This is a genomic window from Pseudomonas lini, from assembly GCF_001042905.1.
GTDB lineage: Bacteria > Pseudomonadota > Gammaproteobacteria > Pseudomonadales > Pseudomonadaceae > Aquipseudomonas > Aquipseudomonas lini.
The window spans coordinates 812,361-837,671 of record NZ_JYLB01000001.1; the positions used below are offsets into that span (position 1 = coordinate 812,361).

The 25,311-nt window shown below is 58.3% G+C and carries 24 protein-coding genes and 1 tRNA gene; 9 read left to right on the forward strand and 16 right to left on the reverse strand.

What is annotated here, in order from left to right:
• The first annotated feature begins 34 nt into the window (after positions 1–34).
• On the forward strand, positions 35–1,735 hold the full coding sequence (phaC, locus tag TU81_RS03560) for a class I poly(R)-hydroxyalkanoic acid synthase (RefSeq protein ID WP_038983301.1): 1,701 nt from the start codon (positions 35–37) through the stop codon (positions 1,733–1,735).
• Positions 1,736–1,803: 68 nt separating this feature from the next.
• Here the strand turns inward: phaC and TU81_RS03565 are convergent, their stop codons facing one another.
• On the reverse strand, positions 1,804–2,304 hold the full coding sequence (locus TU81_RS03565; RefSeq protein ID WP_048393412.1) for an Lrp/AsnC family transcriptional regulator: 501 nt from the start codon (positions 2,302–2,304) through the stop codon (positions 1,804–1,806).
• Positions 2,305–2,424: 120 nt separating this feature from the next.
• On the opposite strand from TU81_RS03565, the gene TU81_RS03570 reads away from it, so the two are divergent.
• The 3 genes from TU81_RS03570 (at position 2,425) to TU81_RS03580 (ending at position 6,162) form a co-directional block, all read left to right on the forward strand.
• Positions 2,425–3,459 (forward strand): histone deacetylase family protein, encoded by a 1,035-nt coding sequence (locus TU81_RS03570; RefSeq protein WP_048393414.1) that lies wholly within the window; start codon positions 2,425–2,427, stop codon positions 3,457–3,459.
• 53 nt (positions 3,460–3,512) lie between these two features.
• A complete protein-coding gene (locus tag TU81_RS03575) occupies positions 3,513–4,583 on the forward strand; it encodes an ornithine cyclodeaminase (protein ID WP_048393418.1) in 1,071 nt (356 codons plus the stop codon).
• 172 nt (positions 4,584–4,755) lie between these two features.
• Entirely contained in the window at positions 4,756–6,162 is a 1,407-nt protein-coding gene (locus TU81_RS03580) for an amino acid permease (RefSeq protein WP_048393420.1), read from the forward strand.
• A 120-nt stretch (positions 6,163–6,282) separates the two neighbouring features.
• On the opposite strand, the gene TU81_RS03585 is transcribed toward TU81_RS03580, so the two are convergent.
• Positions 6,283–6,687 carry a RidA family protein gene (locus TU81_RS03585; RefSeq protein ID WP_048393421.1) on the reverse strand — a complete coding sequence of 135 codons (405 nt, stop codon included), beginning with the start codon at positions 6,685–6,687 and terminating at the stop codon, positions 6,283–6,285.
• 143 nt (positions 6,688–6,830) lie between these two features.
• Here TU81_RS03585 and TU81_RS03590 point away from each other — a divergent pair, with 143 nt between their 5' ends.
• Complete coding sequence (locus TU81_RS03590; RefSeq protein WP_038983307.1) at positions 6,831–7,763, forward strand: LysR family transcriptional regulator; 933 nt, start codon at positions 6,831–6,833, stop codon at positions 7,761–7,763.
• A gap of 54 nt (positions 7,764–7,817) precedes the next feature.
• On the opposite strand, the gene TU81_RS03595 is transcribed toward TU81_RS03590, so the two are convergent.
• Entirely contained in the window at positions 7,818–8,129 is a 312-nt protein-coding gene (locus TU81_RS03595; protein ID WP_080772138.1) for a KGG domain-containing protein, read from the reverse strand.
• Positions 8,130–8,416: 287 nt separating this feature from the next.
• Between TU81_RS03595 and TU81_RS03600 the strand changes: the two genes are divergently transcribed.
• Positions 8,417–8,974 carry an ATP-dependent Clp protease proteolytic subunit gene (locus tag TU81_RS03600; RefSeq protein WP_038983309.1) on the forward strand — a complete coding sequence of 186 codons (558 nt, stop codon included), beginning with the start codon at positions 8,417–8,419 and terminating at the stop codon, positions 8,972–8,974.
• Positions 8,975–9,194: 220 nt separating this feature from the next.
• Here the strand turns inward: TU81_RS03600 and TU81_RS03605 are convergent, their stop codons facing one another.
• The 5 genes from TU81_RS03605 to TU81_RS03630 form a co-directional block, all read right to left on the reverse strand.
• A complete protein-coding gene (locus tag TU81_RS03605; RefSeq protein ID WP_048393425.1) occupies positions 9,195–10,019 on the reverse strand; it encodes a DUF3618 domain-containing protein in 825 nt (274 codons plus the stop codon).
• Positions 10,016–10,459, reverse strand: coding sequence for a phage holin family protein (locus TU81_RS03610; RefSeq protein ID WP_048393427.1), 444 nt, complete (start codon positions 10,457–10,459; stop codon positions 10,016–10,018). The genes TU81_RS03605 and TU81_RS03610 overlap by 4 nt, the downstream gene beginning before the upstream one ends.
• Positions 10,459–11,100 (reverse strand): hypothetical protein, encoded by a 642-nt coding sequence (locus TU81_RS03615; protein ID WP_038983311.1) that lies wholly within the window; start codon positions 11,098–11,100, stop codon positions 10,459–10,461. The genes TU81_RS03610 and TU81_RS03615 overlap by 1 nt, the downstream gene beginning before the upstream one ends.
• Positions 11,101–11,358: 258 nt before the next feature.
• Positions 11,359–12,858, reverse strand: a complete 1,500-nt coding sequence (locus TU81_RS03625) for a sensor domain-containing diguanylate cyclase (RefSeq protein WP_038983312.1) — start codon at positions 12,856–12,858, stop codon at positions 11,359–11,361.
• Positions 12,859–12,945: 87 nt separating this feature from the next.
• Complete coding sequence (locus TU81_RS03630) at positions 12,946–13,872, reverse strand: LysR family transcriptional regulator (RefSeq protein ID WP_038983313.1); 927 nt, start codon at positions 13,870–13,872, stop codon at positions 12,946–12,948.
• A 141-nt stretch (positions 13,873–14,013) separates the two neighbouring features.
• Between TU81_RS03630 and TU81_RS03635 the strand changes: the two genes are divergently transcribed.
• The 3 genes from TU81_RS03635 to TU81_RS03645 all read left to right on the forward strand — a co-directional run bounded on the left by TU81_RS03635 (position 14,014) and on the right by TU81_RS03645 (position 15,825).
• A complete protein-coding gene (locus tag TU81_RS03635; protein ID WP_038983314.1) occupies positions 14,014–14,397 on the forward strand; it encodes a DoxX family protein in 384 nt (127 codons plus the stop codon).
• Between the two features lie 41 nt (positions 14,398–14,438).
• On the forward strand, positions 14,439–15,323 hold the full coding sequence (locus TU81_RS03640; protein ID WP_048393430.1) for a pirin family protein: 885 nt from the start codon (positions 14,439–14,441) through the stop codon (positions 15,321–15,323).
• A 70-nt stretch (positions 15,324–15,393) separates the two neighbouring features.
• A complete protein-coding gene (locus TU81_RS03645; protein WP_048393432.1) occupies positions 15,394–15,825 on the forward strand; it encodes a nuclear transport factor 2 family protein in 432 nt (143 codons plus the stop codon).
• Between the two features lie 243 nt (positions 15,826–16,068).
• On the opposite strand, the gene TU81_RS03650 is transcribed toward TU81_RS03645, so the two are convergent.
• The 8 genes from TU81_RS03650 to fdhE all read right to left on the reverse strand — a co-directional run bounded on the left by TU81_RS03650 (position 16,069) and on the right by fdhE (position 25,308).
• Positions 16,069–16,371: a hypothetical protein gene (locus tag TU81_RS03650; protein ID WP_038983316.1), complete on the reverse strand. Its 303-nt coding sequence runs from the start codon at positions 16,369–16,371 to the stop codon at positions 16,069–16,071.
• Between the two features lie 327 nt (positions 16,372–16,698).
• Positions 16,699–18,207, reverse strand: coding sequence for a tripartite tricarboxylate transporter permease (locus tag TU81_RS03655; RefSeq protein WP_038983317.1), 1,509 nt, complete (start codon positions 18,205–18,207; stop codon positions 16,699–16,701).
• Positions 18,208–18,231: 24 nt separating this feature from the next.
• Positions 18,232–18,723, reverse strand: coding sequence for a tripartite tricarboxylate transporter TctB family protein (locus tag TU81_RS03660; RefSeq protein WP_038983318.1), 492 nt, complete (start codon positions 18,721–18,723; stop codon positions 18,232–18,234).
• Position 18,724: 1 nt separating this feature from the next.
• On the reverse strand, positions 18,725–19,690 hold the full coding sequence (locus tag TU81_RS03665; RefSeq protein ID WP_038983319.1) for a tripartite tricarboxylate transporter substrate binding protein: 966 nt from the start codon (positions 19,688–19,690) through the stop codon (positions 18,725–18,727).
• A gap of 256 nt (positions 19,691–19,946) precedes the next feature.
• Positions 19,947–20,042, reverse strand: a tRNA-Sec gene (locus TU81_RS03670).
• Positions 20,043–20,048: 6 nt separating this feature from the next.
• Entirely contained in the window at positions 20,049–21,968 is a 1,920-nt protein-coding gene (selB, locus tag TU81_RS03675; RefSeq protein ID WP_048393434.1) for a selenocysteine-specific translation elongation factor, read from the reverse strand.
• On the reverse strand, positions 21,965–23,413 hold the full coding sequence (gene selA, locus TU81_RS03680; RefSeq protein WP_048393436.1) for an L-seryl-tRNA(Sec) selenium transferase: 1,449 nt from the start codon (positions 23,411–23,413) through the stop codon (positions 21,965–21,967). Before selA ends, selB begins: the two co-directional genes overlap by 4 nt.
• Positions 23,414–24,384: 971 nt before the next feature.
• Positions 24,385–25,308 (reverse strand): formate dehydrogenase accessory protein FdhE, encoded by a 924-nt coding sequence (gene fdhE / locus TU81_RS03685; protein WP_048393437.1) that lies wholly within the window; start codon positions 25,306–25,308, stop codon positions 24,385–24,387.
• Between the last annotated feature and the right edge of the window lie 3 nt (positions 25,309–25,311).

Consider the following 25,311-nt stretch of genomic DNA (forward strand, 5'->3'; position numbering starts at 1 on the left):
TCCGTCCGGTTTATTCATGTGGGCAAGGAGTTCCATGGACAACGCGCATACCTTAAACACACTCTGGTCGGGCCAGGTTCCGTTCATTGCTTCCTTTGCAGTGCAACAATTAAGGCTCTGGGTCAGCACCAATCCCTGGTTTACCGGGCAGGACTACAACGCCTGGTTCGAGCTGCCACGCGAAACCCTGGACAGCCTCCAATCGGACTACCAGCAACAATGGTGTGAACTCGGCCAGCGTCTGTTGACCGGTCAGCCCTTCAGCTTCGAAGATCGGCGTTTCGCCAGCGGCAACTGGAGCCAACCGCTGTTCGGTTCCCTCGCGGCGTTTTATCTGCTCAATGCCGGCTTTCTGCTGAAGCTGCTCGATCAGCTGCCGATCGACGGTAAAAAGCCGCGTCAACGCTTGCTCTATCTGGCGGAACAAGCCATCGCCGCCGGCGCGCCGAGCAATTTTCTGGCCAGTAACCCCGATGCGCTGCAACGGGTCGTTGACACCCAAGGAAGCAGCCTGCTCACAGGCCTGATGCACCTGGCCAGCGACCTGCAGGAAGGCAAGATGCGCCAGTGCGACGCCGGCGCGTTCAAAGTGGGTGTCGACCTGGCAAACACCCCCGGCGAAGTGGTCTTCGAGAACGAACTCTTCCAGCTCATCCAGTACTATCCGCAAAGCGAAACCCAGTACCGGCGCCCGGTATTTATCGTTCCTCCGTCAATCAACAAGTACTACATCCTCGACCTGCGCCCCGACAATTCGATGGTTCGCCACCTGTTGCTGCAAGGCCACCCGGTCTTTCTGATGTCGTGGCGCAACTTCGACCAGGAACACGCCGGCACCACCTGGGATGACCTGATCGAAACCGGGATTATCAAAGGGCTGCAGCTGACCCGTGAAATCAGCGGCGAGCAACGGCCCAACTGCGTGGGATTCTGCATTGGTGGTACGTTGTTGAGCTCGGCGCTGGCCGTGTTGGCGGCCCGTGGCGACAAAGAGATCGCCAGCGTGAGCCTGCTGACCACCTTCCTCGACTACCTCGATACCGGCCCCATCGACATCTTCGTCGACGAGCAATTGGTGGCTTATCGCGAGCGCACCATCGGCGGCCTCAATGGCCCCATCGGCCTGTTCAAGGGCGAGGACATGGGCAATACATTCTCGTTGCTGCGCCCCAATGACTTGTGGTGGAACTACAACGTCGACAAATACCTCAAGGGGCAGAAATCGATACCCCTTGACCTGCTGTTCTGGAACAACGACAGCACCAACCTGCCCGGGCCGATGTACTGCTGGTACCTGCGCCATACCTATCTGCAAAACGATCTGAAATCCGGCGAACTGGATTGCTGCGGGGTCAAGCTCGACCTGCGCGCCATCGATGCCCCGGCGTACATCCTCGCCACCCATGACGACCATATCGTGCCATGGAAGAGCGCTTACGCCAGCACCGAGCTACTGTCTGGAACCAAGCGTTTCGTGCTCGGCGCCTCAGGGCATATCGCGGGGGTGATCAACCCACCGGCCAAGGAAAAACGCCATTACTGGACCAACAATCGCGTCACCAAGAACCCTGAAACCTGGTTCAAGAATGCCCAGCAGCACCCAGGTAGCTGGTGGAACGACTGGTTCGTCTGGCTGGCCGAACACGCTGGGGAACGCCAGCCTTCAGTGCTGAGCACCGGGAACGCGCAACACCCGGCACTTGAGTCGGCGCCGGGGCGTTATGTGATGCAATGAGAGGAGCCAGTCCGGGCAGCCAGGCTCAGGGGAAATGAATTTCTCGGGCTGGACGCTTCAGAACCCCCTTACTGCTTTGTCCTCCCCGCAATGGCGATACGACTGGTCGTTTTGACTTCACGCAACGCAAGACTTGACTGGATAGAGGCGATACCGAGTTGTCGCCTCAATACGCTCTCGACAAAGTCACTGTAGCTATCAAGATCCTGAGCCAACACTTGCAGAAGGTAATCGGCATCCCCGGTTATCTTGTGACAAGACAAGACCTCCGGGAGCTGCATGATGACGGCTTCAAAGGCCTCGGGGGTGTGGTCAGTGTGCGTGGCAAAGCGGATATGCACGAACGCCATGATATCCAGCCCCAACTTCCTTCGATCGAGGTTTGCCTGGTAATCCTTGATCACGCCCTCCTCTTCCAATCTCTTGCGCCGCCTCCAGCATGGAGTAAGGCTTAGCGAGAGGCGCTCACTCAACTCGGCGTTGGAAATGCTGGCGTCCTCCTGCAACAAAGCCAGGATGGAAAGGTCGGTATCGTCAAGCAATGCGCGATGGGTATTTTTTTTCTGCATGGTGCCATCCACGGGAAAATAATCCCGATTACGCTAGCAGAGCGAGAACAAAAAGCAAAGAAAGTGCATCCGTACCAGAACAAACTATTGGCACTGGACCACCACGACGGATGCGTATAAATGCTTACAGTTTTCAGCGATTCCCATCGCTTGCACCATGGGACCGAATTAAAGGACGGCGTTCTCAAACCTTCTTTCGAACAGCCAAGCCGAGCGGATACCGTTCGCGACCGAGTCCAGCACGTTGGGCTCGGCGATATCATCGTCCCGCGAACGTTTGACCGGGCGTGCTACGTCAATGCACACAGTGAGCGCTATGTCTCCTTTCTGGAAACCGCGTGGTCCGAATGGACGGCAACCGGCCGGGAGCACGACGCCCTTCCCCTGGTCTGGCCGGTGCGCGACTTGTCCAATGAACATGTCCCCGCGTTCATTGACGGCAAGCTCGGTTTCTTTGCCATGGATGCCGGCTCGCCGATCACCGCGACCACCTGGCAAGCCGTCAAAACCAGCGCGGACATTGCACTCACTGGACTGTCGTTGATCAACGAAGGCCACAACAGCGCCTTTGCCCTGTGTCGTCCACCCGGACACCACGCTGCTCGTGAATACATGGGAGGCTACTGCTACCTCAATAACGCGGCCATTGCCGCGCAACATGCACTGACTCAAGGTGCTAAACGTGTCGCGGTGCTGGACGTCGACTTCCATCATGGCAACGGAACGCAGAACATATTCTACGATCGCAACGATGTGATGTTTGCTTCCCTGCATGGAGATCCGTCGGTTTCCTATCCTTATTACTCGGGTTTCAGTACCGAGTGTGGAGCAGGTGCCGGTGAGGGTTATAACCTGAACTACCCTTTACCGAAAAACACCACCTGGCATAGTTATCAAAACGCCTTGATCCATGCCTGTAAAAAACTTCGTAACTTCTCGCCTGAACTCTTGGTAATTTCCCTGGGCGTCGATACGTTCAAGGACGATCCGATCAGCCACTTTCTTCTGGAAAGCCAGGACTTCTTTGGCATGGGTGAAATCATCGCCACTGTCGGCGCACCGACACTCTTCGTCATGGAAGGCGGATACATGGTCGATGAGATCGGCATCAATGCGGTCAATGTACTTCATGGGTATGAGAGCAAACAATTCTAAGTTTCAGCAGCCTAGACAACTTCCCTCAACTTACAACTCAGAGAGAAACATAGATGACTCTATTCATAGACGTTGATCATGCCGCCACGCTTTTTGGCAAGATCGGAATTGGTCAGGCCATCACGCAAATGGCCAGCTACATCAAGGCTGATTACTGCCGCTGGGCTGACTTTGATAAATCCCCACGCACCGCCAATCACTCCATTTGCGGGGTGATCGAACTGATGCCGACTGACGACGGCAAACAGTATTCATTCAAATACGTAAACGGCCACCCAGGAAATGCTGGCAACAACCTGCTGACAGTCATGGCCTTTGGTGTATTGGCGAACGTCGATAGCGGATACCCCGCCGTCCTCAGCGAACTCACCCTGACCACCGCGGTTCGCACAGCGGCAACGTCCGCGCTGGTAGCCCAGTCCCTGGCACGCAAGGGTTCGACACGCATGGCCATTATCGGCAATGGCGCCCAGAGCGAATTCCAGGCGATTGCCTTTTATGAAATGCTCGGGATCAACGAGGTGCGGATATTTGATATCGATAGCGCCGCTTCATTGAAATTGAAACAAAACCTGGAAAGCTATACCGGCATTAATGTCACCGTAGCCGCCTCGGTGCATGAAGCTGTCAAAGGCGTTGATATCATCACCACGGTCACGGCGGACAAGGCCTACGCGACAATCTTGACGCCCGACATGATCGAGCCCGGCATGCATATCAACGCGGTTGGCGGTGACTGTCCCGGGAAAACCGAACTTCATGCCGATATCCTGCGCAACGCCCGGATCATTGTCGAGTTTGAACCGCAGACGCGCATTGAAGGCGACATTCAGCAACTGGACGCTGACCATCCTGTCATCGAATATTTCCGCATCGTTCGGGATAACGAACCAGGCCGGGAGCATGACACGCAAGTCACAGTGTTCGACTCGGTGGGATTCGCTCTAGAAGACTTTTCCTCACTTCGTTATTTGTATGACCAGGCTAGGAAATACGCGATCGGTGAGAAAATCCATCTTGTACCCATGCCGGCCAATATTAAAAACCTGTATCAATTGATTGATGAAAGCTCCGATCTTTCATCAGCATCGTCCCCGCAAAAACACCAGCGAGCAGCAAGTTAAGTCACACGATAGCTCGCTATCAAACCAGGTGGCGAGCCACGAACACCTTACTGATTAACCGATACTGCAACGTTTGAACCATCATCCTGATGTATGGCGAACTCACAACAATAAAACACACACACTATTTCTCTGCCAAAACTCAAAAAACATAAAATCAAGAGGTTTTGTGATGAAATCAGATACGCATGAAATAACTGAACAACCCGCATTGCAGCGCACGCTCAGCAATCGCCACATTCAACTAATGGCCATGGGCGGCGCCATTGGTACGGGGCTGTTCATGGGTTCCGGCAAGATCATCGCCCTGTCCGGCACCTCGATCATACTTATCTATATGATCATCGGTCTTTTTGTTTACTTCGTCATGCGTGCCATGGGAGAGCTGCTTTTATCTAACCTGAACTTCAAAAGCTTTGCTGACTTTGCCGGGGCCTACCTCGGCCCGCGTGCGGCCTTCTTTCTCGGATGGTCATACTGGTTGAGCTGGAGCGTGGCCGTTGTGGGAGATGCAGTGGTCGTTGGGGGGTTCTTTCAATACTGGTTCCCTGATGTACCGGCCTGGATCCCCGCCATCGGCATGATGCTTACCCTGTTTGCCTTGAATGTGCTCACCGTCAAACTGTTCGGCGAGGTTGAATTCTGGTTCGCGATCATCAAGATAATCGCCGTCGTCGCGCTGATCTCCGTCAGTGTGCTGCTGATTGCCACCTCCTTCGTCTCACCCACGGGAGTCACGGCTTCCCTGACGCACCTGCTGGACATGCAGGCCGCCTTCCCCAACGGCCTGTTCGGCTTCTTCGCTGGCTTTCAGATGGCGATCTTTTCGTTCGCGGGTACAGAGTTAATCGGCACTGCGGCCGCCGAAACCAAGTCGCCCGAAAAGACGTTGCCCAAAGCCATCAATTCCATACCGCTCAGGATCATTCTTTTTTATGTTCTGTCCCTGGTCTGCATCATCGCGGTGACCTCATGGCAGCAGGTGTCGCCCAACAAAAGTCCTTTTGTCGAACTGTTCCTGATCGCGGGTTTTCCAGCGGCGGCCGGTATTGTGAACTTTGTGGTGCTGACCTCTGCGGCGTCATCCGCCAACAGCGGCGTCTTCTCGTCCAGCCGCATGTTGTTCGGCCTGGCCGACCTTGGCAGTGCACCCGGTATCTTCAGACGGCTATCGAAAAACAGTGTCCCGCTCATCAGCCTGGCCTTCACGACCTTTCTGATGCTGCTGGGGGTCCTGCTGCTGTTCATCATCCCTGAAGTCATGACCGCCTTTACCATCGTGTCGACAGTGTCGGCCATCCTGGTGATCTTTACCTGGTCGACCATCCTGGCGTCCTACATCGCTTATCGCAAAGCAAGACCCGATCTTCATGCGCAATCGCGGTACAAAATGCCTGGAGGCGTGCCGATGGCGTGGTTCTCCCTCGCATTTCTCGCATTTGTGCTGTGCTTGCTCGCCCTTCGGCCAGACACCCGTCTTGCACTGTGCGTGATGCCTGCATGGTTCATTTGGTTGGCAATTGCCTACCAATTCTCGCATTTCAGGAGCAGGGACCAGGTCAGTCACGCGGCGGGGTAACTTCTCAAAGAATGATCCATTGCCCACCAAAACCTGCACGCCAAAAAAGTCCCGTGACCGAATGAGTCACGGGACAAAAAATGGGTTCCCAATAGTTGCGCCGCGCTATCGCGGGTCAGCTCAGCTCTTGATGGTTTCAGGAAGCTTGGCGATCACCTTGATCTCGAACTCAAAGCCATACAACCACGTGACCCCGACAGCGGTTAATGTCGGGTGCGGTGCGTTACCCCAGAACTCCGGCACAACTTTCCAGATCGTTTCGAACGTCTCTTGCGGATCGACGATGAAGACCGTTATGTCAATCACGTCGTCGAAGGTGCAACCGGCAGATCCCAGGATCGCATTCAGGTTGTTGAACGCGAGCCGAACCTGAGTCTCCAGGTCGGGCTCGGGTGAGCCGTCTTCGGTACTACCGACTTGCCCCGAAACGAATAAAAAGCCATTGGAGCGGATAGCCGGCGAATAGCGATTGCGCTCATAAAGCGCTTGGCGTCCGGGCGGAAAAACAACATCACGCTTGCTCATGAAGTGCCTCCAGCAACGGGTCAAAGACGACCCGCAATTAATGATGAAGAGACTTTAAGGACTTGTGCCTGCCCGATAAACGAGCAACTGTAGCCATCACTGTTTGTAAAACCCAAACAATCCAATAGATATCCGGGGCAGAATTGGACCGTTTCGATGCGATGCTGGCATTTGCTCGGGTGGTGGAAACGGGCAGCTTCACCAAGGCGGCCGAAACACTGCATATGAGCAAGACGAGCGTGACGCAACTGGTGCAGCAGTTGGAGGCCCGGTTACGCGTCAAATTACTCAACCGCACGACGCGCAAGGTCAATGTAACCGCCGATGGCGCCGTCTATTACGAGCGCGTGGTACGGCTGCTAGCCGACATGGACGATGCCGAAACCAGCCTGTCCAGCGCCTCGGCCCTGCCCCGGGGCCGGCTGCGAGTGGATGTGCCCAGCCCGTTGGCCAGCATGATTCTGGTGCCGGCGTTGCCTGCATTTCATGCTCGATACCCTGACATCCAGATCGACATGGGCGTCAGCGATCGCATCGTCGATATGATCGGTGAGAATGTAGATTGCGTTGTACGCGGCGGCGAACTCACCGATCAGTCTCTGATGGCCCGACGGGTAGGCGACCTGCAGTTGGGCGTTTTTGCGGCGCCGAGCTACCTGGAGCGCGTCGGTACGCCGTCGCATCCGCAAGAGCTGGAGGATTCGCATCATCGTGTCGTCGGTTTCCTGTGGGCACGCACAGGCAAAGCCGTGCCTTATGCCATGCGCAGCAATAGTGAGAGTGTCCATATCAAGGGTCGCTATGTGTTGGCGGTCGACGATGGCAACGCCTACATCGCGGCTGGTCTGGCCGGCCTCGGAGTGCTTTGGCTGCCAGACTACATGTCCAAAACCTACGAAGCGCGCGGTGAGTTGGTCCGTTTGTTCGAAGATTGGCGCCTGGATCCGATGCCGATCTACGTGGCCTTTCCGCCGAACCGGCATATCAGCTTCAAGTTGCGCGTATTCATTGATTGGGTCGCTGAGTTGATGGCGCAGCACGCGCCCATCATGAGTCGTGAGGCGACAGGAATCTGACCTGGATAAAACCAAGCCCCGCCATAAGCGGGGCTTGATGTATTTCACACGGCATCAGGGTTTACGCCCGCCGCCGGGATTTTGCCCGCCACCAGGGTTTTGCCCACCTCCTTTTCTGCCTGCATCTCTATCCTTGTCGTCGGCAAAGTTGCCCGAGCGGCCTCCTCCCTGTTCGCTGCCGGAGCGATTGGTATCGCTGGATTGACGGCCCCCTGAGGCCTGTCCACCTTTTTTGCCAGCGTCGGAGGGACGTTGCGGATCATTCATCATCCCGCCACCCGACTCCCCGCCTTTTTTGCCGGCTTCGGAGGCTTTTTGAGGGTCGTTGGCAAAATTGCCAGGGTTTTTGTTACCGGTGTTAGCCATTTTCGTTCTCCTCATTGTTTCTCGCGAACCTTTGTAGGCTCGTCTAATTCCGAGGTTTTCCGGGGTTGAAAGTTTGAACTGATGCGGCATTCTTGCGACCAACGGATTGGGGTTATTAGTTCCGGAAAACTCCTGCTGCGGCGACTAATGGGCGTGCGTTAAATGAGTATAAAAATGGGCTTTGCTTATACAAATTGATGAAAGAAAAGAGCGTTGAGGTCTGGCATCATTCAAGCAGTTACGCTTAATCATCAGCTCTCACATTTATCCCGTATGGAGGTACGTCGATGACAGAGCACATCGTCCACTTTCATTGCCAGATTGATCAGGGCACCATGGAGCGCTTCAGGGACTGCTGCCTCGACGCGATCGACCAAGGCGCCTCATCCTTACTGCTGAATCTCTCCACCAGCGGCGGCAGCACCAACTTTGGCTTCGCCCTCTATACCTTCCTTAAATCCCTGCCGGTGCCGCTATGCGCGATCAATGCCGGCAACATCGAGTCGATGGGCATCATCATGTTCCTCGCCGCCGGCCGACGGATCACCGCGCCCCATTCGCGGTTTCTGATTCACCCAATGAATTGGTACTTCCCCCAAAGCTCGGTCGACCATCAACGCCTGCGCGAATACCTCTTGAGCCTGGATAACGACCTCGCACGCTACGTGCAAATCTTTGCCCTGGAAACTGCCCACGCGGAGACCAAACTGGATATTTTTCATTGCCTTTCAGCGGAAGAGAAAGTCATTGCGGCGCATGAATCCCTGGCCTACGGAATCGCCCACGAAATGCATCAGATGGTGTTTGCCGATAACGTCAAACACTGGAAAATCAGTGGAGGCTGACGCATGAGCTTTTGGTCACCGATGAGTCAGGTGCCAGAAACGGGGTGAATCTCCAGCGTCATTCCGTCACTCAACGTGAGTTTCAAATCCTTGATAGTGCCAGCCACACGGTCCTTGAAAACCGGTGTCTGATCTTGGAGTCCCGCCTGTTCAAGGCGTCGACAAACCGGGCTCGACGGGACGTCTGTGCATCAGACCTCCCGCCTTGCCCTGATGCCTGTCAAGAAGTCCCCAACCCACGCGACAGGTCGGCTGAGGTTTCGGACGTGGTCTTGCGCATCTCGCCCGTTTCTCCAGCGATTGCCTCGTGGGGCTCCGTGGTTTCCATCACCTTTTCGCGCACCGCCTCATAGCCCTCCCGTGCTTGCTGTTTGACCTTGCCGGTGAGGCTTGCGCTGGTCCTGCCCAAATAACGCCGCTCTGTCGCGGTGGTTGGTAGCGCCGCGCCCAGCAACGCGCCCACCGCCATACCGACCGCGGCCATCATCAGTGGTTGCTCCTTGAGCAGATGACTGAACTGGTCGCCCATTTCATGGGTCCTGCGCGCCAGGCGATCACTGGTGTCATGGACAGCGTGACTGAGGTGATCGGTCTTCGCATGCAGGCTGTCGCTCAGGTGCGCGGCCTTACCCTTGACCGCCTGATAGCTGTCCTTGAGCGAATCGGTGGTGTCGTGCAGACGCTGTCGGGCGCTGTCCATGCCATCGGTGAGCCCTTCGGCCAAGTCATCGGCCCAGTCGACCTCCGGCTCGACGCGATATTCCCTGGGCGTTGGCGGACGATTCTGGCTCATCATCAACCACATCAGCCCGACCGAGGTCAGCACGGCGGGCACGGGGTTATTGCGCACACTGGTGCCCAGATTGGTCAGGAAGGTCGAGCCGTTGCTTTGCATCAGCAGCAGTGCCTGATCGAACATCTGGCCGGGGGTAAACTTGCTTTCCAGCGCGTCGACGATATGCCCGATGTTCTCCCGTTGCGCATCGATTTCACGCTCGATGGTTTCCGGGCTCTTGGCCGCTTCGGTTTCGAATTCTCGGTTCATGACACTTTCCTCCGCAGGGCTTCCTGGTCTTTGTTCAGCGCGTCCAGGGTGCGATCAGGCTTGAAGTGGGAAGGCTCGAATTGTTTTTTGCCTGCCTGCAACATCACGAACCCGATGACCATCACCACGACGCCGACAATCAGCGCGGCCAGCCAGGGCGCCATCACCAGGCTCAAGGCATAGACGACCGCCATCAGCAGAATGATGAACCCGGCGAGCAGCACAATGGCGCCGCCGGCGACCCCGGCAATCCCTGCTTTCAATGTCGTCAGGCTGGCCTGCAATTCCACCTTGGCCAACGCCAGCTCCTTGGTGAATAACGCCGGTACTTCCCGAGTTAACTGCCGCAATAAACCGACCACGGAAGCGTCATGATCGGCCGTCGTGACCGACGGTGTGACGGGTGGTGTGGGTTGCAGTTCTGGATCGTTTCTGTTCATCACCGTTCTCCTGTGAAGGGGCTGGACCCCGGCATTGAGAAACTGTCGCCACGATGGTCGGGCGCACTCGGCGAGGACGGCGTGATGCTAGAGGCCAACCCGGGCGACAGCTCGCCTCCGGGCGGCATCGACGTTTCATAAAGTCCTTGCGAGCCATCGCCAGTGAACGTGGCTGTGCTGCTCTGGGAAGCAAACTCACGGTCGGTTGTTGTCGGCAGGGTCGCCGTGCCTGCTTTCAGGAATCGTGACAAACCGAACCCCACCGCGATACTGCCGACAATGAACAACCCCGGATTGTCGCGCGCCAGGTCAGCGCCATCGTGCAGAAGCTCTTCGGCACTTTTGCTGCGCAGTTTTCCCGCCAGGCTGCTCATGCTGTCGGCCATGTCTGCCAGGTAGTCGGACATCCCAAACGTATCGTTTGTCCTGATCTCGGAAACGACTGACTGGGCGCCTCTGGCCAATGCTTCAATCTGATCCGCTGCGGTATCGCGGTACTGGCCGAACTGCTCATCGGCCTGATGCCGTGCACCGCCTATCGCTTCGGTAACCTCCTCCTTTAAATGCTGAAAGTTTTGTTCGGAGCCTGCGGGATCCCGAGGGGCATCCGGTTGTCCGGTTCTGCTGTCTGGAATAGTCATGTCATCCATCGCCTTCGTAATGAACACGTCAGGAAGTGACCGCGGGGGTGTCCGCGGTGGTGCTTCATTGCAGATGACGAGGGGGGCTGGCGGGGAGTTCCAAGCAGATGATGAAGTGATCAAAAGCGCACTGCGGAACCGGGCACCCAATACACTGGCAAAGATTACCGGGGGAACTACAGCTTCTGGCAAAACGGCGACGTGATCTGTTTCCAGAAGCCAGGCTCAGGGGCAATGAGACTCAAATCAGCGTCTTGATCACGCGACACTCAAGCGATTTCTACCCTGCGACTTTGCCGCGTAAAGTGCGCGGTCTGCCCGGTCGATCAGCGCCTTTTCATCAGGGTCGCTATTGGCAATACACGTCGCCACTCCCAGGCTGACGGTCACGATACCGAACGGGCTCGACAGGTGCGCAAGTCGCTCGGCAGCGATATCCGACAGGATCGCTTCGGCAACCGTGCGAGCTCCTGATTCGTCCGTATTGGGCATCACAACGGCGATTTCTTCTCCGCCATAGCGAGCAGTCATGTCACCTGGGCGACGTACGCAGTGCTTAATCGCCTGGCAGATGACGCGCAGGCATTCGTCTCCGGCGAGATGTCCGTAGTGATCGTTGTAGCGTTTGAAAAAATCCACATCGATCAGAATCAGTGACAAAGGGCTTCCCAGTCGCTTGGCGCGTTTGAATTCGATATCCAGAAACTGATCGAAATGACGGCGGTTAGCGAGACCGGTGAGCTTGTCCTCGCTGGCGAGAATCTCCAGTGACTGGTTAAGCTCGATCAGCGCGGTCTGGGTGACAAGCAATTTGTTCTCCGCCCGAATCCGCCGGCTGATGTGGGAAATCAACCTGCGCCCCAACGCGACCAAGAGTCCCAGCAGCACCAACACTACAGCGACAGATTGTTTTGTCTGACTCAACCACGCTTGCATCGCCTCGTCCTGCCCCACCGCTACCGTCGTCACGAAGGGATATTGGTCGCTTCTCTTGAACGCATAGAGGCGATGGGTACCATCGACTTTCGAAGCAAAGTCCACGGTGCCTGATGAAGTGTTGCGCAGGTATTCGGAAAATATTGGCGCGTGAGACAGGTCGCGACCGATGTCTTCCACCTGAAATGGATACCTCACCAGCAGGCGCCCTTCGGATGAGGTCAGACTGATCGCGCCGAATTGCCCCACGTGAATGCTTCGATAAAGTTTGAGGAAATGCTCGAGGCTGATAGTCGCGGCGATCACCCCGGCAAAACTTCCATCGGGATGATCGATGCGTCGACTGACCGAAATCACCCAAGCACATGTGGCTCGGCTGAGAATCGCCGGGCCGATAAATATGCCGCGATCCGGAACGTCGCGGTGATGCTGGAAGAACGCACGATCGGCGTTGTTACTATTGGGTAAAAACGGCCTGCTGGTCGAGAATATCCAGTCCCCCTGGGCGTCATACAGCACCACGCTATTCAATTGCGGGAGTGTATCCATCTCTTGCTCAATCAACATGTTCAGCCGTTCGAGCTGCTGCGGGCCGCTGCCGTCTTTCTCGATCCTTTCTGTCAGGCCCAGCAGTAGCACTTCACTTTGCTTGAAGGTGCCCTCGGTGTACGTGTTGAGTGCATGGGTCAGATTCAATGTGTCGGTTCTGATATCACTCAAGGTGTTCTGTCGGGCTGTCCATATCTGCCAGGCCGTCAGCAGCGCCACCGATACACACACCAGCAAGATCAGGAAAGTGGCAAGTCGTAGATCGCGTTTCAAGGGAGTACCGGGTGGTTGAATACACTTGTGTCAAAGGCTTGCGCATTATAGAGGGCTTTCGCACGGCACTGCTGATGCATGGAAAGGTCAGACCTGACGAATGTCGCCTTGCGCCGGGAATGCCTCCGCCCTCAGCTTCTCCATCACCAGCTCAATGAACGCCGATACCGCCAACGGCAGATGCTGTCGGCTGGGGTAAAGCACGTGCAGGCCAAAGCCGGCGCGCTGGTACTGTGGCAGCACCCGTACCAGTCGCCCCGCCAGAAGATCGAGCCTGGCAATCGTCGGCGGTAACAGCGCGATGCCCAGACCGGCCACTGTAGCCTTGCGAAGCGCCTGAGCCGTGTTGCCGTTAAAACGGCTGGCGATTTGCACCTCTTCCTCCACGCCATCTGGCCGGCCAAGACGCCAAGTGGTTAAACCACTGGGGTGGCCGAAGCTCACGCAATCGTGATTCACCAGATCCTGCAGCGTACCGGGCATACCGCGCGCAGCAATGTAGGCAGGACTCGCCACCAGCCCCTCGCTGCCTGCGCCGAAGAGCTGACGCCCGACGTAGCCTGAGTCTTGCAGAGGGCCACCGCGAAACGCGACATCGATCCGCTCGGCGATCAAATCGGCACGGGCATCACTGAGCACGAAATCAAGCCGCACCCGAGGATAAGCAGCGAGAAAATCGGCCACCCATTCCATCGGGAAGAAGTCGAAGAAGTCCGCCGTCGCCGCAACACGCACCAAGCCGCTGGGTTCCTGGCTGCCCGTCATTAACTCATGCCCGGCCTCGATCAGCCCGTCCACCGCACCCACACAACGCTCGTGAAAAGCCTGCCCGGCATAGGTGAGTGTCAGCTTGCGCGTGGAGCGTTGCAGCAGCCGGGTATCGAGTTGCGTCTCGAGCTGCTGGACACGCCGGCTTACGGTGTTGGGCGGCATGCCCAGCCGCCGCGCCGCTTCGGCAAAGCTGCCGCTGCGGACCACTTGGACAAACAAGGCAATGTCATTCAAGTCGAGCATAAAGCGATAATTCCAGCAAAAAATGGACGAGCCCAATCCAATTGTGCCATCTAATCAATCAATCCGGACACGCTTATCCTCCTTGCATCGTTGCAGTTAGCCCTTTAACTGCGCAAACCACAGGCAAGGACATCGTTTTCCATGACTAATACTTCATCCCTCTCCCCTATTCAGAAACGCATCCTTTGGGGCGTTCGCATTTTTCTGGCCTTGACGTTCGCCGCGGCCGGCATCGCCAAACTGGCCGGCGTGCCGCAAATGATCCAGGTGTTCGACGCGGTCGGTGTTGGTCAATGGTTCCGCTACCTGACCGGCACCATTGAGGTGGTTGGCGCTGTATTGCTGCTGGTCCCTGTCACGGGCTTTTACGCGGGGTTGCTGCTGACGGCGACCATGGCTGGTGCCTTGGTCACGCATCTCTTCGTGATTGGCGGCAATCCCGCCCCTGCCCTGGTGCTGCTGGCGATGTCTGCCTTCGTGACTTGGCGTCAGAAGCCCGCAGCCTGGCTCGGTGCAGCGAGCTGAACCATGGGAACAGCGGCCGACTCAAGACTTGAGGAAAATCTATGAACAGCATCGTCGCAACGCAGACTCGCACCATCGTCCACCTCACATCCGGCAGCACTCACGGGCCGATCACGCGGCTGATGAGCCCTGGCGACTTGGGCCAGTTGTTGAAGCCTTTTGTGTTTCTTGATCTCTTCGGCTTCAAGCCTATAGGTGGGCAGAAAGGTTTCGGCATGCACCCGCACTCAGGGATCGCAACGCTGACCTACATGATTGAAGGCGGCGTGGCATACGAAGACACCACGGGCAAAACCGGCATGCTGCCCACTGGAGGTGTGGAGTGGATGAGTGCCGGTAATGGCGTGTGGCATGACGCTACACCGGTCAGTGACGGCTCAATATTGGGCTTCCAGCTCTGGGTCGCCCTGCCCGCTTCGCACGAAAACTCTCCGGCGGAAAGTCTCTACCTGGCGCCCTCACAGATCCCGCAAGAAGGCCCGGTGCGTGTGCTGCTCGGACGTTACGGCGACGCGAAAAGTGCTATTGCGGCACCTGCCGACATGAACTACCTCGTGGTGCGCTTGAAAGATGGAGAACAATGGCGCTACACCCCTCCCCCTGGCCACAACGTGGCGTGGCTGGCGGTTAATGCCGGTCGGCTGGATGTGGGTGGTCCGGTCGATGCTGGCGAACTGGCGGTGTTCGAGGAGTCAGACCAAGCCATCGACTTCGTGGCGCGCGGCGACACCTCTTTCGTGCTGGGCTCGGCGGTGAAGCACCCGCACGATTTGGTGCTGGGCAGTTATTCGGTACACACCAGCAGAGCGGCGCTGGTTCAGGGTGAGGCTGAAATTCAGCGCATCGGCGCGCGTTTACGCCATGAGGGGCGGCTGCCCTGGCATTTGCTGAATGCCATCTCCGCATCTTCAGTAAAAACCTGCTAAGTTGTACGACGACAGATGAGATGCACAACTCATCTGTCGTCCTTGCACCCATAACAACAAGGTATCACCCATGAAAAAAGTGAAACTGCTTATCGGTTTTTTATGCCTGTTCAGCGGCTACGTGGCGGCCGCCCCTTCACCGGGCGAGAAGGATGTTGCCGCAGCGGTAGACCATCTAACTCAAGCCATGCTGAACAAGAACGTTCTCCAGCTGCAAGCGCTGACCGCCGAGAACCTCACCTATGGGCATTCCAGCGGAAAAATCCAGGGTAAGAAAGAATTCATTGCCGACATCAAAACCGGCAAAAGCGCATTTAAAACGCTAGAGATGCAGAACCAGACAATCACCGTCTCGGGTGATGTGGCGTTGGTCCGCCATCATTTTTCGGCGCAGGCCATCAAGGGCACCGAGATCGTTCCCACGGAAATCGAGAACTTCCAGATCTGGCAAAAACAGAAAGGCAAATGGCTACTGGTAGGACGACAAGCGTTCCGTTTCTGAATTCTGCTTGGCAAGGCAGTCAATAGGCGTTGGCTGCTTTAAAAGATCGCAGCCTTCGGCAGCTCCTACGGATATGCGTACGACTTTGACTCCTCGGGTGTACCCGGTCGGCGTAGGAGCTGCCGAAGGCTGCGGTCTTGAGGCCCCATCGCGAGCAGGCTCCCACATTTGGCCGCGTTCTCAGGGTGGATACGGTTCAGTGTGGGAGCGGGCTTGCTCGCGAAGGCGTCCGTCGCTACACCGCTAAACAGCAGTCTTGAACCCCTCCTCCCGCTGCAACGCCCGAGCCTGAATTACATCCAGTATTGCGCAACCTTCGCGCATCAGCAGATGCACCGCACGGGTGATGCGGGTCAGGTCGCAGTCGGAAATACCTGTGAGGTTGAGGCTGGACAAGGTGTCGGTCAAATCGCGAACCACGGTGAAGCGGTGCATGGCGCAGGCGGCCATGTCACTGAGCTCTTTGTGGGTGTTGATGAAGAGCACCGGGTTATCGGCGTCGTAGGTGTCGATGGGGAGGTAGCGTGGCATGACTTGATCGAACATTGAGGTAGCTCCTGATTAATGAGTTTTCCTGGTAATCGACCGGCCAAGATCGTCGCGGAATCTGTCGCGAGCCGGAACTATAAAGGGCCGTCTTGGAGCGCCGCAACGAGAGACTCTGTCAGAAACTTCCGAAAATTTTGTGGGTTACTCAATGATCGTTCCCACGCTCTGCGTGGGAATGCAGCCCGGGACGCTCTGCGTCCCTTCCAGAGTCGAACGCGGAGCGTCCGTTGAGGCATTCCCACGCGGAGCATGGGAACGATCTACATGGGGATTCTTGAGCCATGCTCCCAGGGCAAAGCATCATCAAACCAGCTCGCGAAGCGCTCAATCATCCTCATGCAATTTGATGCCGCGCTTATGCAGCAAATACGGAACCAGCAGCACCAACAGCGTCAGCACCAGGACCGACGCCGCAATCGGTTGCGTCACAAATATCATCCAGTCGCCCTGGCTGATGGATAAGGCGTTGCGCAGTTGTTTTTCCGCCATCGGGCCCAGCAGCATGCCGACGATCACCGGGGCGACGGGGAAATCGAAACGCCGCATCAACACCCCGGCCCAGCCGATGGCCAGCATCAGAAACAGGTCGAAGGTTGAGTGGCGCATGCCGTACACGCCGATGGTGGCGAACACCAGAATGCCGGCGTTCAGGTACGGTCGTGGAATCTGCAAGAGTTTGACCCACAGCCCCACCAACGGCAGGTTCAACACCAGCAGGATGGCGTTGCCGATGTACAGCGAAGCCACCAGCGTCCAGACCAGTTCGCCCGAAGTCTGGAACAACAGCGGCCCCGGTTGCAGGTTGTAGTTCTGGAACGCGGCCAACAGGATCGCCGCCGTGGCGGAGGTCGGTATGCCCAGGGTCAGCAACGGCACCAGCGAACCGGTGGCGCTGGCGTTGTTGGCCGCCTCCGGCCCGGCGACACCCTCGATGGCGCCCTCGCCTTTGCTGGCCGCGAACTCTTTCGGGTACTTGCTGAGTTTTCGTTCAGTCGAATAAGACAGGAACGTCGGAATTTCCGCGCCACCGGCCGGAATCGAGCCAAAGGGAAAACCGATCAGAGTTCCCCGTAACCAGGCGGGAACCGAGCGTTTCCAGTCGGCCCGGGTCATCCATAACGAGGTCAAACGGTGTCGGGCGGACGTTTCTTCCTTTTGGTAAAGCACGCTGTACAAGGCTTCACCGACGGCAAACAATCCCACCGCGACGAGTACCACTTCGATGCCATCGACCAGTTCGGGCACCTCCATGGTGTAGCGGGCAATGCCCGAGGTCGAGTCCAAGCCGATCAAGCCGATGGTCAGCCCGATGCCCAACGAGGCGAAGCCGCGCAGCATCGACGCACCGAGCACCGCCGACACCGTGGTGAAGGCCAGTACCAGAATCGCGAAATACTCCGCCGGCCCGAACTTCAGCGCCAACGTCGCAACAAGGGGGGCGAACAAGGTCAGCAAAATTGTCGCGATGGTGCCGGCCACAAATGAACCTATCGCCGCTGTCGCCAACGCCGGGCCTGCCCGTCCGTTGCGGGCCATGAGGTTGCCTTCCAGGGCCGTGACCATGGAGGACGACTCCCCGGGCGTGTTGAGCAGAATCGAGGTGGTGGAGCCGCCAAACTGAGCGCCGTAATAGATACCGGCAAACATGATCAGCGCGCCGGTAGGATCGACCTTGGCGGTAATCGGCAGCAGCAAGGCGACGGTCAGCGCCGGGCCGATTCCCGGCAAAACACCGATCGCGGTGCCCAGCAGACAGCCAATAAAACCCCACATCAGATTGATCGGCGCCAACGCGGCACCGAAGCCGGTTGCCAGACTCGAGAGAATGTCCACCTTGTCGACCTCCTTCGGCCCGGATCAGATCCAGGCGTTGACCAGGGGCGGAAGGGAAACCCCTAGCCCGGCGGTGAAAAGCCAGTAAATCGGCAGCGTCAACGCGATGCCTATGGCTAGGTCCCGCACCGGGCTGCGACTGCCAAAACCCCTTGCCGAACAGGCAAACAGCAATGAGGCGGCCAATACGAAACCGATGTAGGAAATGAGCAAGGCGACGCCCACCAGCCCCGCCGTGACCCAGGTTGCGCCGAGCTTGCCGCCGGGCTGAGCCTGGGTAGTCTCGTGATCGTCGGAAAGGTTGCGAAAACCACCGGTGAGCGCCTGATAGCACATCAACAGACCGACGACGCCCAGAAACGCCGCGACGGCGTAGGGATAGACGTAGGCCGCCATGATGACGAAGCCCATCTCGGCAGGAAATCGCGAGGCGCCGAACGCCAATACCGCGCTGATGGCGACGATACCTAAACCAATCGCCAGTTGGGCCGGCATGACTCTCCAGCGCCCGGCCATCTCAAAGCAGCCCGACCTTGACCAGCATCGCGCGCAGGCGCCCATGTTCTTCTTCGACGAATTTGCCGAAGTCATCCCCGGTCAGAATGCTTGGTGACCATGCATTGGTTTTTACGTTTTCTTGCCAGACAGTGCTTTTGGTCGCGGTCAGGACGGCTTCGGTCAGTTCTTTGCGCTGTTCAGGCGTCAGGCCCGCCGCGCCGTAAACGCCACGCCAGTTGCCGATTGTCACGTCATAGCCACTTTCTTTGAGAGTCGGTGCATCGATGCCTTCAACGCGGCTGGGCGCGCCGATGGCGAGTAAGCGGAACTGCTTGGATTGCACGTATTTGGCCAGCTCGGCGTAGCCGCCGGTGATTACCGTGATGTGGCCACCCAGCGTTGCGGCAACGACTTCGCCGCCACCCGCGAAGGCGACGTAATTCACCTTATTGACGGGGACGTCCATTTTGCTCGCCAGTTCGGCGATGCCAATGTGATCGATCGACCCCTTGGAGCCGCCACCAAACTTGATGCTGGACGGGTTGGCTTTGAAGTCTTTGATCAAGTCGTCCAGGGTTTTGTACGGGGAGTCGTCACGCACGGCAATCACGTTGTATTCGGTGAACAGCCGGGCGATCGGCGTCACGTCCTTCAAGGTGATTTGCGGTTTGTTCTGCTCGATGGCCGCGACCATGATCGCGCCGACCACGATCAAAGCATTCGGGTCGCCCTTGGTGCCGTTGGCAAATTGCGCCAACCCCAGGGTGCCGCCCGCGCCGCCCTTGTTCTCAAAGGTGACGGACTTTGCCGTTTTGGCCTCGACCATGGCTTTGCCCAAGACGCGTGCGGTCTGGTCATAACCACCACCGACCGAGCCCGGGGCCATGAACTTGACGGTGTCCAGCGCAAAAACCGGTGATGCGAGCGCGGCGGCGGTAACTAAAACGGCGAGGTTGCTGCTGAATCGACGGGCCAATGCAAACATGAGTCGTCTCCGGATAGCTGTTCTTGTTGTTTTCGATCAGGGAAGAGCCCCTGTTCGTTGAACATGCGTCTGGGAATAAGCGTAGGTCATAGTTGTGTTTGTTGGTGTGTTTTCCCTGATGACAGTCAGCGGAACCTGTGGGAGCGGGCTTGCTCGCGAAAGCGGTGTGTCAGGCGACATCAATGTTGACTGTGCCGCCGTCTTCGCGAGCAAGCCCGCTCCCACAGGGATTGCATTGCCTGTACCTATGTCTAAATGGCGGAAGGCAGCCGGAGTCGAACCTGCCCGGGAACGGATGCCGTCCCCAACCGGGTTTGAAGCCCGGCCGCGCCACCGGGCGCGATTGCCTTCCTTGAACTCAGTCTTCTGTTTGTTGGGCCAGTGCATTGTCGAGCCGGATATGGCGCCGATCGCCAAAACGTCGGGTCAGGCCGATCCGGTCGAAGTACTCAAGAATCTGAATGCTGCGTTTGCGCCCCAGGCCCACGGCATCGCGAAATGCGGCGACCTGAATCACCGGGTCATCGCTTGCCAGTTGCACCAGCATAGCCGCCAATCGGCGCACCAGTGTCTCGGTAAAAAACAAGTCACGAACCACTTGATGCACCAATCCTAGCCGCGCCATCTTGCGCAGCAGCAGGCGCACCGCGGCCTCTTCATGCCCCGTCGCTTTAGCCAGATCACGCACCCACGGCGGATCGAAACCCGCCTGTTCGAACAGCGGCTGCAAATGTTGCCACAGGGTTTCGTCATCCTCGCTCAAACGCACTTGGTGATCGGGCAAGTGCAGCCAAGGGCCGCTGGCGACAATGGCCCCACTGGCCAGCAATTCGTCGAGCAGACTGATAAAGGTTGGTCGGTCCAGCGCGGTGCCGGCGAAGCGACGCAGGCGATCCCTGTCCGGTCCCATTTGATCCGGTTCGAGTTGATGAAAGCGTGCGAGGTGTTCCAGCAGCGGTGCTTTCAGGGCTTCCCAGCGGGCAGCGCTGAACAGTAACGGTCCCTGCCGCGTCTCGATCAAACGCACGTCATCGGGCAACGTCCAGCTATCGCGCGGACGATTGAACTGACGCTCCAGACGCTGCGGATCGAGCCCGGTGTCGCTGTTGGCCAGCAGCGCAGGCAGTGCGTCTTCCAGGCTGTTCGTGGTGGCCAGCGTTTGTAGCTGGGCCAATCGTTCGGGGCTGCGGCGGTGTCGGGCCGGGGCGAACGGGTCGAGCACCCGGCCACCGCCCAGGGTGCGTTGAGCACTTTGGTCACGCAGGATCAAGCGATCGCCCTTCACCGCCAGCACCGGCGCGTTCACCAGCAGTTGCGCGAACATCTGCTCACCCGGTGCCAGGCTACTGCCCTCCAGCAACGCCACTCGCCCGGTCACGTCCTGAGTGCCGAGATGCACGTGCACTGGCTGAAAGTGCTCGAAGCTTCGCGCCTCGCTGACCAACAAGGTCATCTCGATATCCAGACGCTGGGTCGGCGCATGCAGCCATTCGGCCAACAGCCAGTGGCCCCGGTGAATCTGCTCCAGGGCCAAACGGTCGGCACTCAGGTTCAGCGCGACTCGCTGCCCGGCCGTTGCGCTGTCAGCCGCCTGATTCTGCGCATGCAGGCCTCGCACCCGTACCGGTTTGCCTTGCGGACTCAACATCAGCGTATCGCCCACGGCCACCTGGCCGGACAACGCGGTGCCGGTCACCACAATCCCTGCACCGGCCACGCTGAAAGCCCGATCAATCGCCAGGCGAAAACCGCCGCTGACGCTGCGTTGCAGGACTTCATGTTGCGCATCCAGCAAGGCCTTACGCAGTGTCTCGATACCGTCGCCGGTCACACTCGACAGCGCGATTTGCGGCGCGCCGGCATAGGGGCCAGGTATGAGCAATGCTTCGATCTGTCCCCGGACTTCTAGCACCCGAGCAGGATCGACGCGGTCGCATTTGGTGATAGCAATCAGTGCCCGAGGGATGCCCAGCAACTCGACAATCGCCAGATGTTCGCGGGTCTGCGGCATGACACCGTCATCGGCCGCCACCACCAACAACACCAGATCAATGCCCTGAGCCCCGGCCAGCATGTTGTGGGTGAAACGCTCGTGGCCGGGTACGTCGATAAAACCAGTGAGGGCGGCGTCCGGCTCCAGCGCCGCGTAGATATAGCCGAGGTCGATGGTCATGCCGCGTTCGCGTTCTTCCCGGCGACGGTCGCCGGCCTGGCCGGTCAATGCCTGGAGCAAGGAGGTTTTACCGTGATCGATATGCCCCGCCGTGCCGACAATCACCCGTCCCGGCCCTCCTCCTGCAGTTGATCGAATTGCGCCAACTGATCGAGTTGCGCCATCCACGCGGCTTCGTCGTCCAGTTGGCGCAGGTCCAGCCAAAGCGCATCGCCGTCAATGCGCCCGAGCACGGGAATCGGCAGCCGACGAAACGCTGCCTCCAGCCCCAGCAATCGCCGCCCGCGCAGACGTTTGGAAACGTTGGGCCGCAGGCATAACGCAGCGCCAGGTAAGCGAGCCACCGGTTGGCTGCCGCTGCCGATCATGCCCAGCGCCGGCACTGCGCTGACGCTCCAGCCGTCACCCAACACCTGCGCCAGTGACGGTTGCAGGCGTTCGGCCTGGGCAAAGATGTCGGCCTGAGGCCGGGTCAGCAGGCGCAAACTCGGCAAGCGTTCGGCCAGCCGATCAGGATCGCGGTACAGCGCCAACACGGCTTCGAGGGCGGCCAGGGTCAATTTGTCGACCCGCAAGGCACGCTTGAGCGGATTCTTCTTGATCTTCGCGATCAGGTCTTTGCGACCGACAATCAAACCAGCCTGGGGACCACCGAGTAATTTGTCGCCACTGAAGGTGACGATGTCCGCACCATCGAGCAGTGCCTGACGCACCGTCGGTTCGGCGGGCAATCCCCAGCGAGTCAGGTCCAACAGACTGCCGCTGCCCAGGTCTTCCAGCAGCGGCAGCCCGTGACGGTGAGCCAGCTCCGCCAACTCAGCCGTAGGCACTCGGGCGGTGAAGCCTTCAATGGTGTAATTGCTCGCGTGTACACGCATCACCAAACCACTTCGCGGACCGATGGCGGCCTCGTAATCCCGCGCATGGGTGCGGTTGGTGGTGCCCACTTCGTGAAGCTTGACCCCGGCGCGGGCCATGATGTCGGGTATGCGGAAGGCGCCGCCGATTTCGATCAGTTCACCACGGGAAATGATGCCTTCCTTGCGCGCGCCCAGGCTGTTGAGCGTCAGCAACACGGCGGCGGCGTTATTGTTGACCACGGTTACCGCTTCGGCACCGGTCAGCTCACGGATCAACCCTTCGATCAAATCATCGCGGTCGCCGCGCTTGCCGCTGCGCAGATCAAATTCCAGATTGAGCGGATAGCGGGCGGCGAGCTGAACGGCTTCGATAGCCGACTCCGGCAACAACGCGCGCCCGAGGTTGGTGTGCAGCACCGTGCCGGTAAGGTTTAACACCCGGCGGACCTGGCTGCGATGCTGGATCGCCAGACGCTCGCCTGCCCTACCCGCCAATACGTCGGGGGCTATTTCAACGGCATTGAGTTCACCCTTGAGCACCGGTTCGCGCAGATCATCGAGCAGTTGCCGCAGGCCAGCCAGCAGCGCGTCACGCCCATAACGCTCGGCCAACGCCTGACAGGCGGGATGGCGCAGCAAGCTGTCGATAGAGGGCAGCCGCAAGGCTTGGCTGGCGGAGGTTGCGGACATCAGAGGCTCCCGGAAGCGAATGACCGTCGCGTCTGAGTGTAGTCGCTGAGCTCACTGCCCAAGGGGGCAAGCTCAGTCGCCTCCGGTGCGTGGGTATCTTTCCGATTTTGATGGTGTGCATATCCGTTGCTGCGGTAACGGCCGCTGGCGGTGCCTCAAGATCAAGAGCTGCAGGCGAGCTAACGCTCGGCCTGTTGAGTGGTGAAAGGCAGAGTGGATGTACTCTGATTTTTTGTGGGAGCTGGCTTGCCTGCGATGGCGGCGGCACATTCAACATCACATTGACTGACCCACCGCTATCGCGGGCAAGCCCGCTCCCACAGGATTTGTGTCGTACACAGATTTTGTATATACCCGCTCCTCCTGTGGGAGCGAGCCTGCTCGCGATGCTGTTGATCTTGCTGTTGCTTTGGCTTTTGATTTTGATCTGTTGCCCCTTTCCCAGAGGCCGAACGCAGGCTTTGCGTAGGGGGCACCGCGGCAAGGATGCCGCGGTAGCCGCCCCCGGCCATGGATGGCCGATGGCGGCGGGCCCCCGGAGCAATGCCTTCGTTATGGCATGCCGAGCCTAGGCGAGGCACCGAATGGAGGGGCAAAGCCTTTTGGTTCCTTTTCGGCGTTTGGAAAAGGGACTCGCTGTAAAAGCGAAACCGCCAGTTGGCGTTACCGCAGAAACGGATATGTACACCATCAAAATCCCAGTCGGCTATCAGGCCGCCATCGCAGGCAAGCCAGCTCCCACAATTTGATCGGTGTACATCTGCAAGAAACAGGTCGGCGATCAGACCACCCTTCGCAGGCAAGCCAACTCCGACAGCAACGGCAACATCAAAAGATCGCAGCCTCGCTTCGCTCGACAGCTCCTACAGGGAAATGCGTGGGACCCGCCGTCAGGGCGGAACCCTAAGCGGCCCTTACCGCAGAAATGGATATGTACTCCCAACACAAAGCCCCAAGCCCCGCGTAGAAACCTATGCCCCTGGTGCCAACATCAAATTGGGCGATAGGCGCTGGTAACCCTCCTCCTCCAGGCGCATATCCAGCATCAGGCTGGCCAAGTCCGCCGAGAGCGCTTCGGCTTCGGCATCGTTTTCCAGGTAGATCAGTTTCAGATAACTGTTGCAGCCGGGGCAGACTTCCGCCCGCAACGGCGCCTGATTGGCAGCATGACGGTCATCCTCGAAGCTGATGTATTGAAGCCCCTTGCTCTGTTCGCAATACACGCACTTGACCCGCACCGCATGCCATTCGCAGGCACACAACGAGCACACCAGATAACGTAAACCGTTGTATTTGCCGCGATGACGAATCACTCCGGCCATCGCCGGCGAACCGCAGGCCGGGCATTGACTAAGACTGTCACCGCGCTTGAGTTCAAGATCAGGCGTGCTCAACAGCCAATGACTCCAGGCCGCTTGCAGCGCTGCACCGAGGAACGGCACCAGTTCTGCCGGCAGCATTGAATACTGGCCGCTGACCAAGGCAATTGCCCACGCTTTGAGCAGCCCCGGGTTGGCGCTGCGCAAAGTCGCCACGGCGTTTTCTATCGCCGTTTGTGGCGGTGGCTGATAGCGTTGCAGCAAGGCTTCGAGATACGGTAGCCAAACATTTTCGCGCACCAGACTGTCGGCGGCGAACGGTGGCAAGCCATGTTCTACGCACACCCGAAGACGTTCGGGATCGGGCATGGCGGCCACGGGCGGATCGTCCATCAGGTTCTGCTGAACGTGGCACAGCCCCGCGATCAAACGCAGGTAGTCCGCCATGGGATGCCCGTCGGCCAGGTGTTCCAGACGCAGCGCGCGCAAGGTGAACAGGTTGTTCGGTGGCAGGTACAGAAACGGCGGTGAGCTCGCCGCCGCTTCTATCTGCCCAGGCTCGAGGATCGTGGCCAAGGG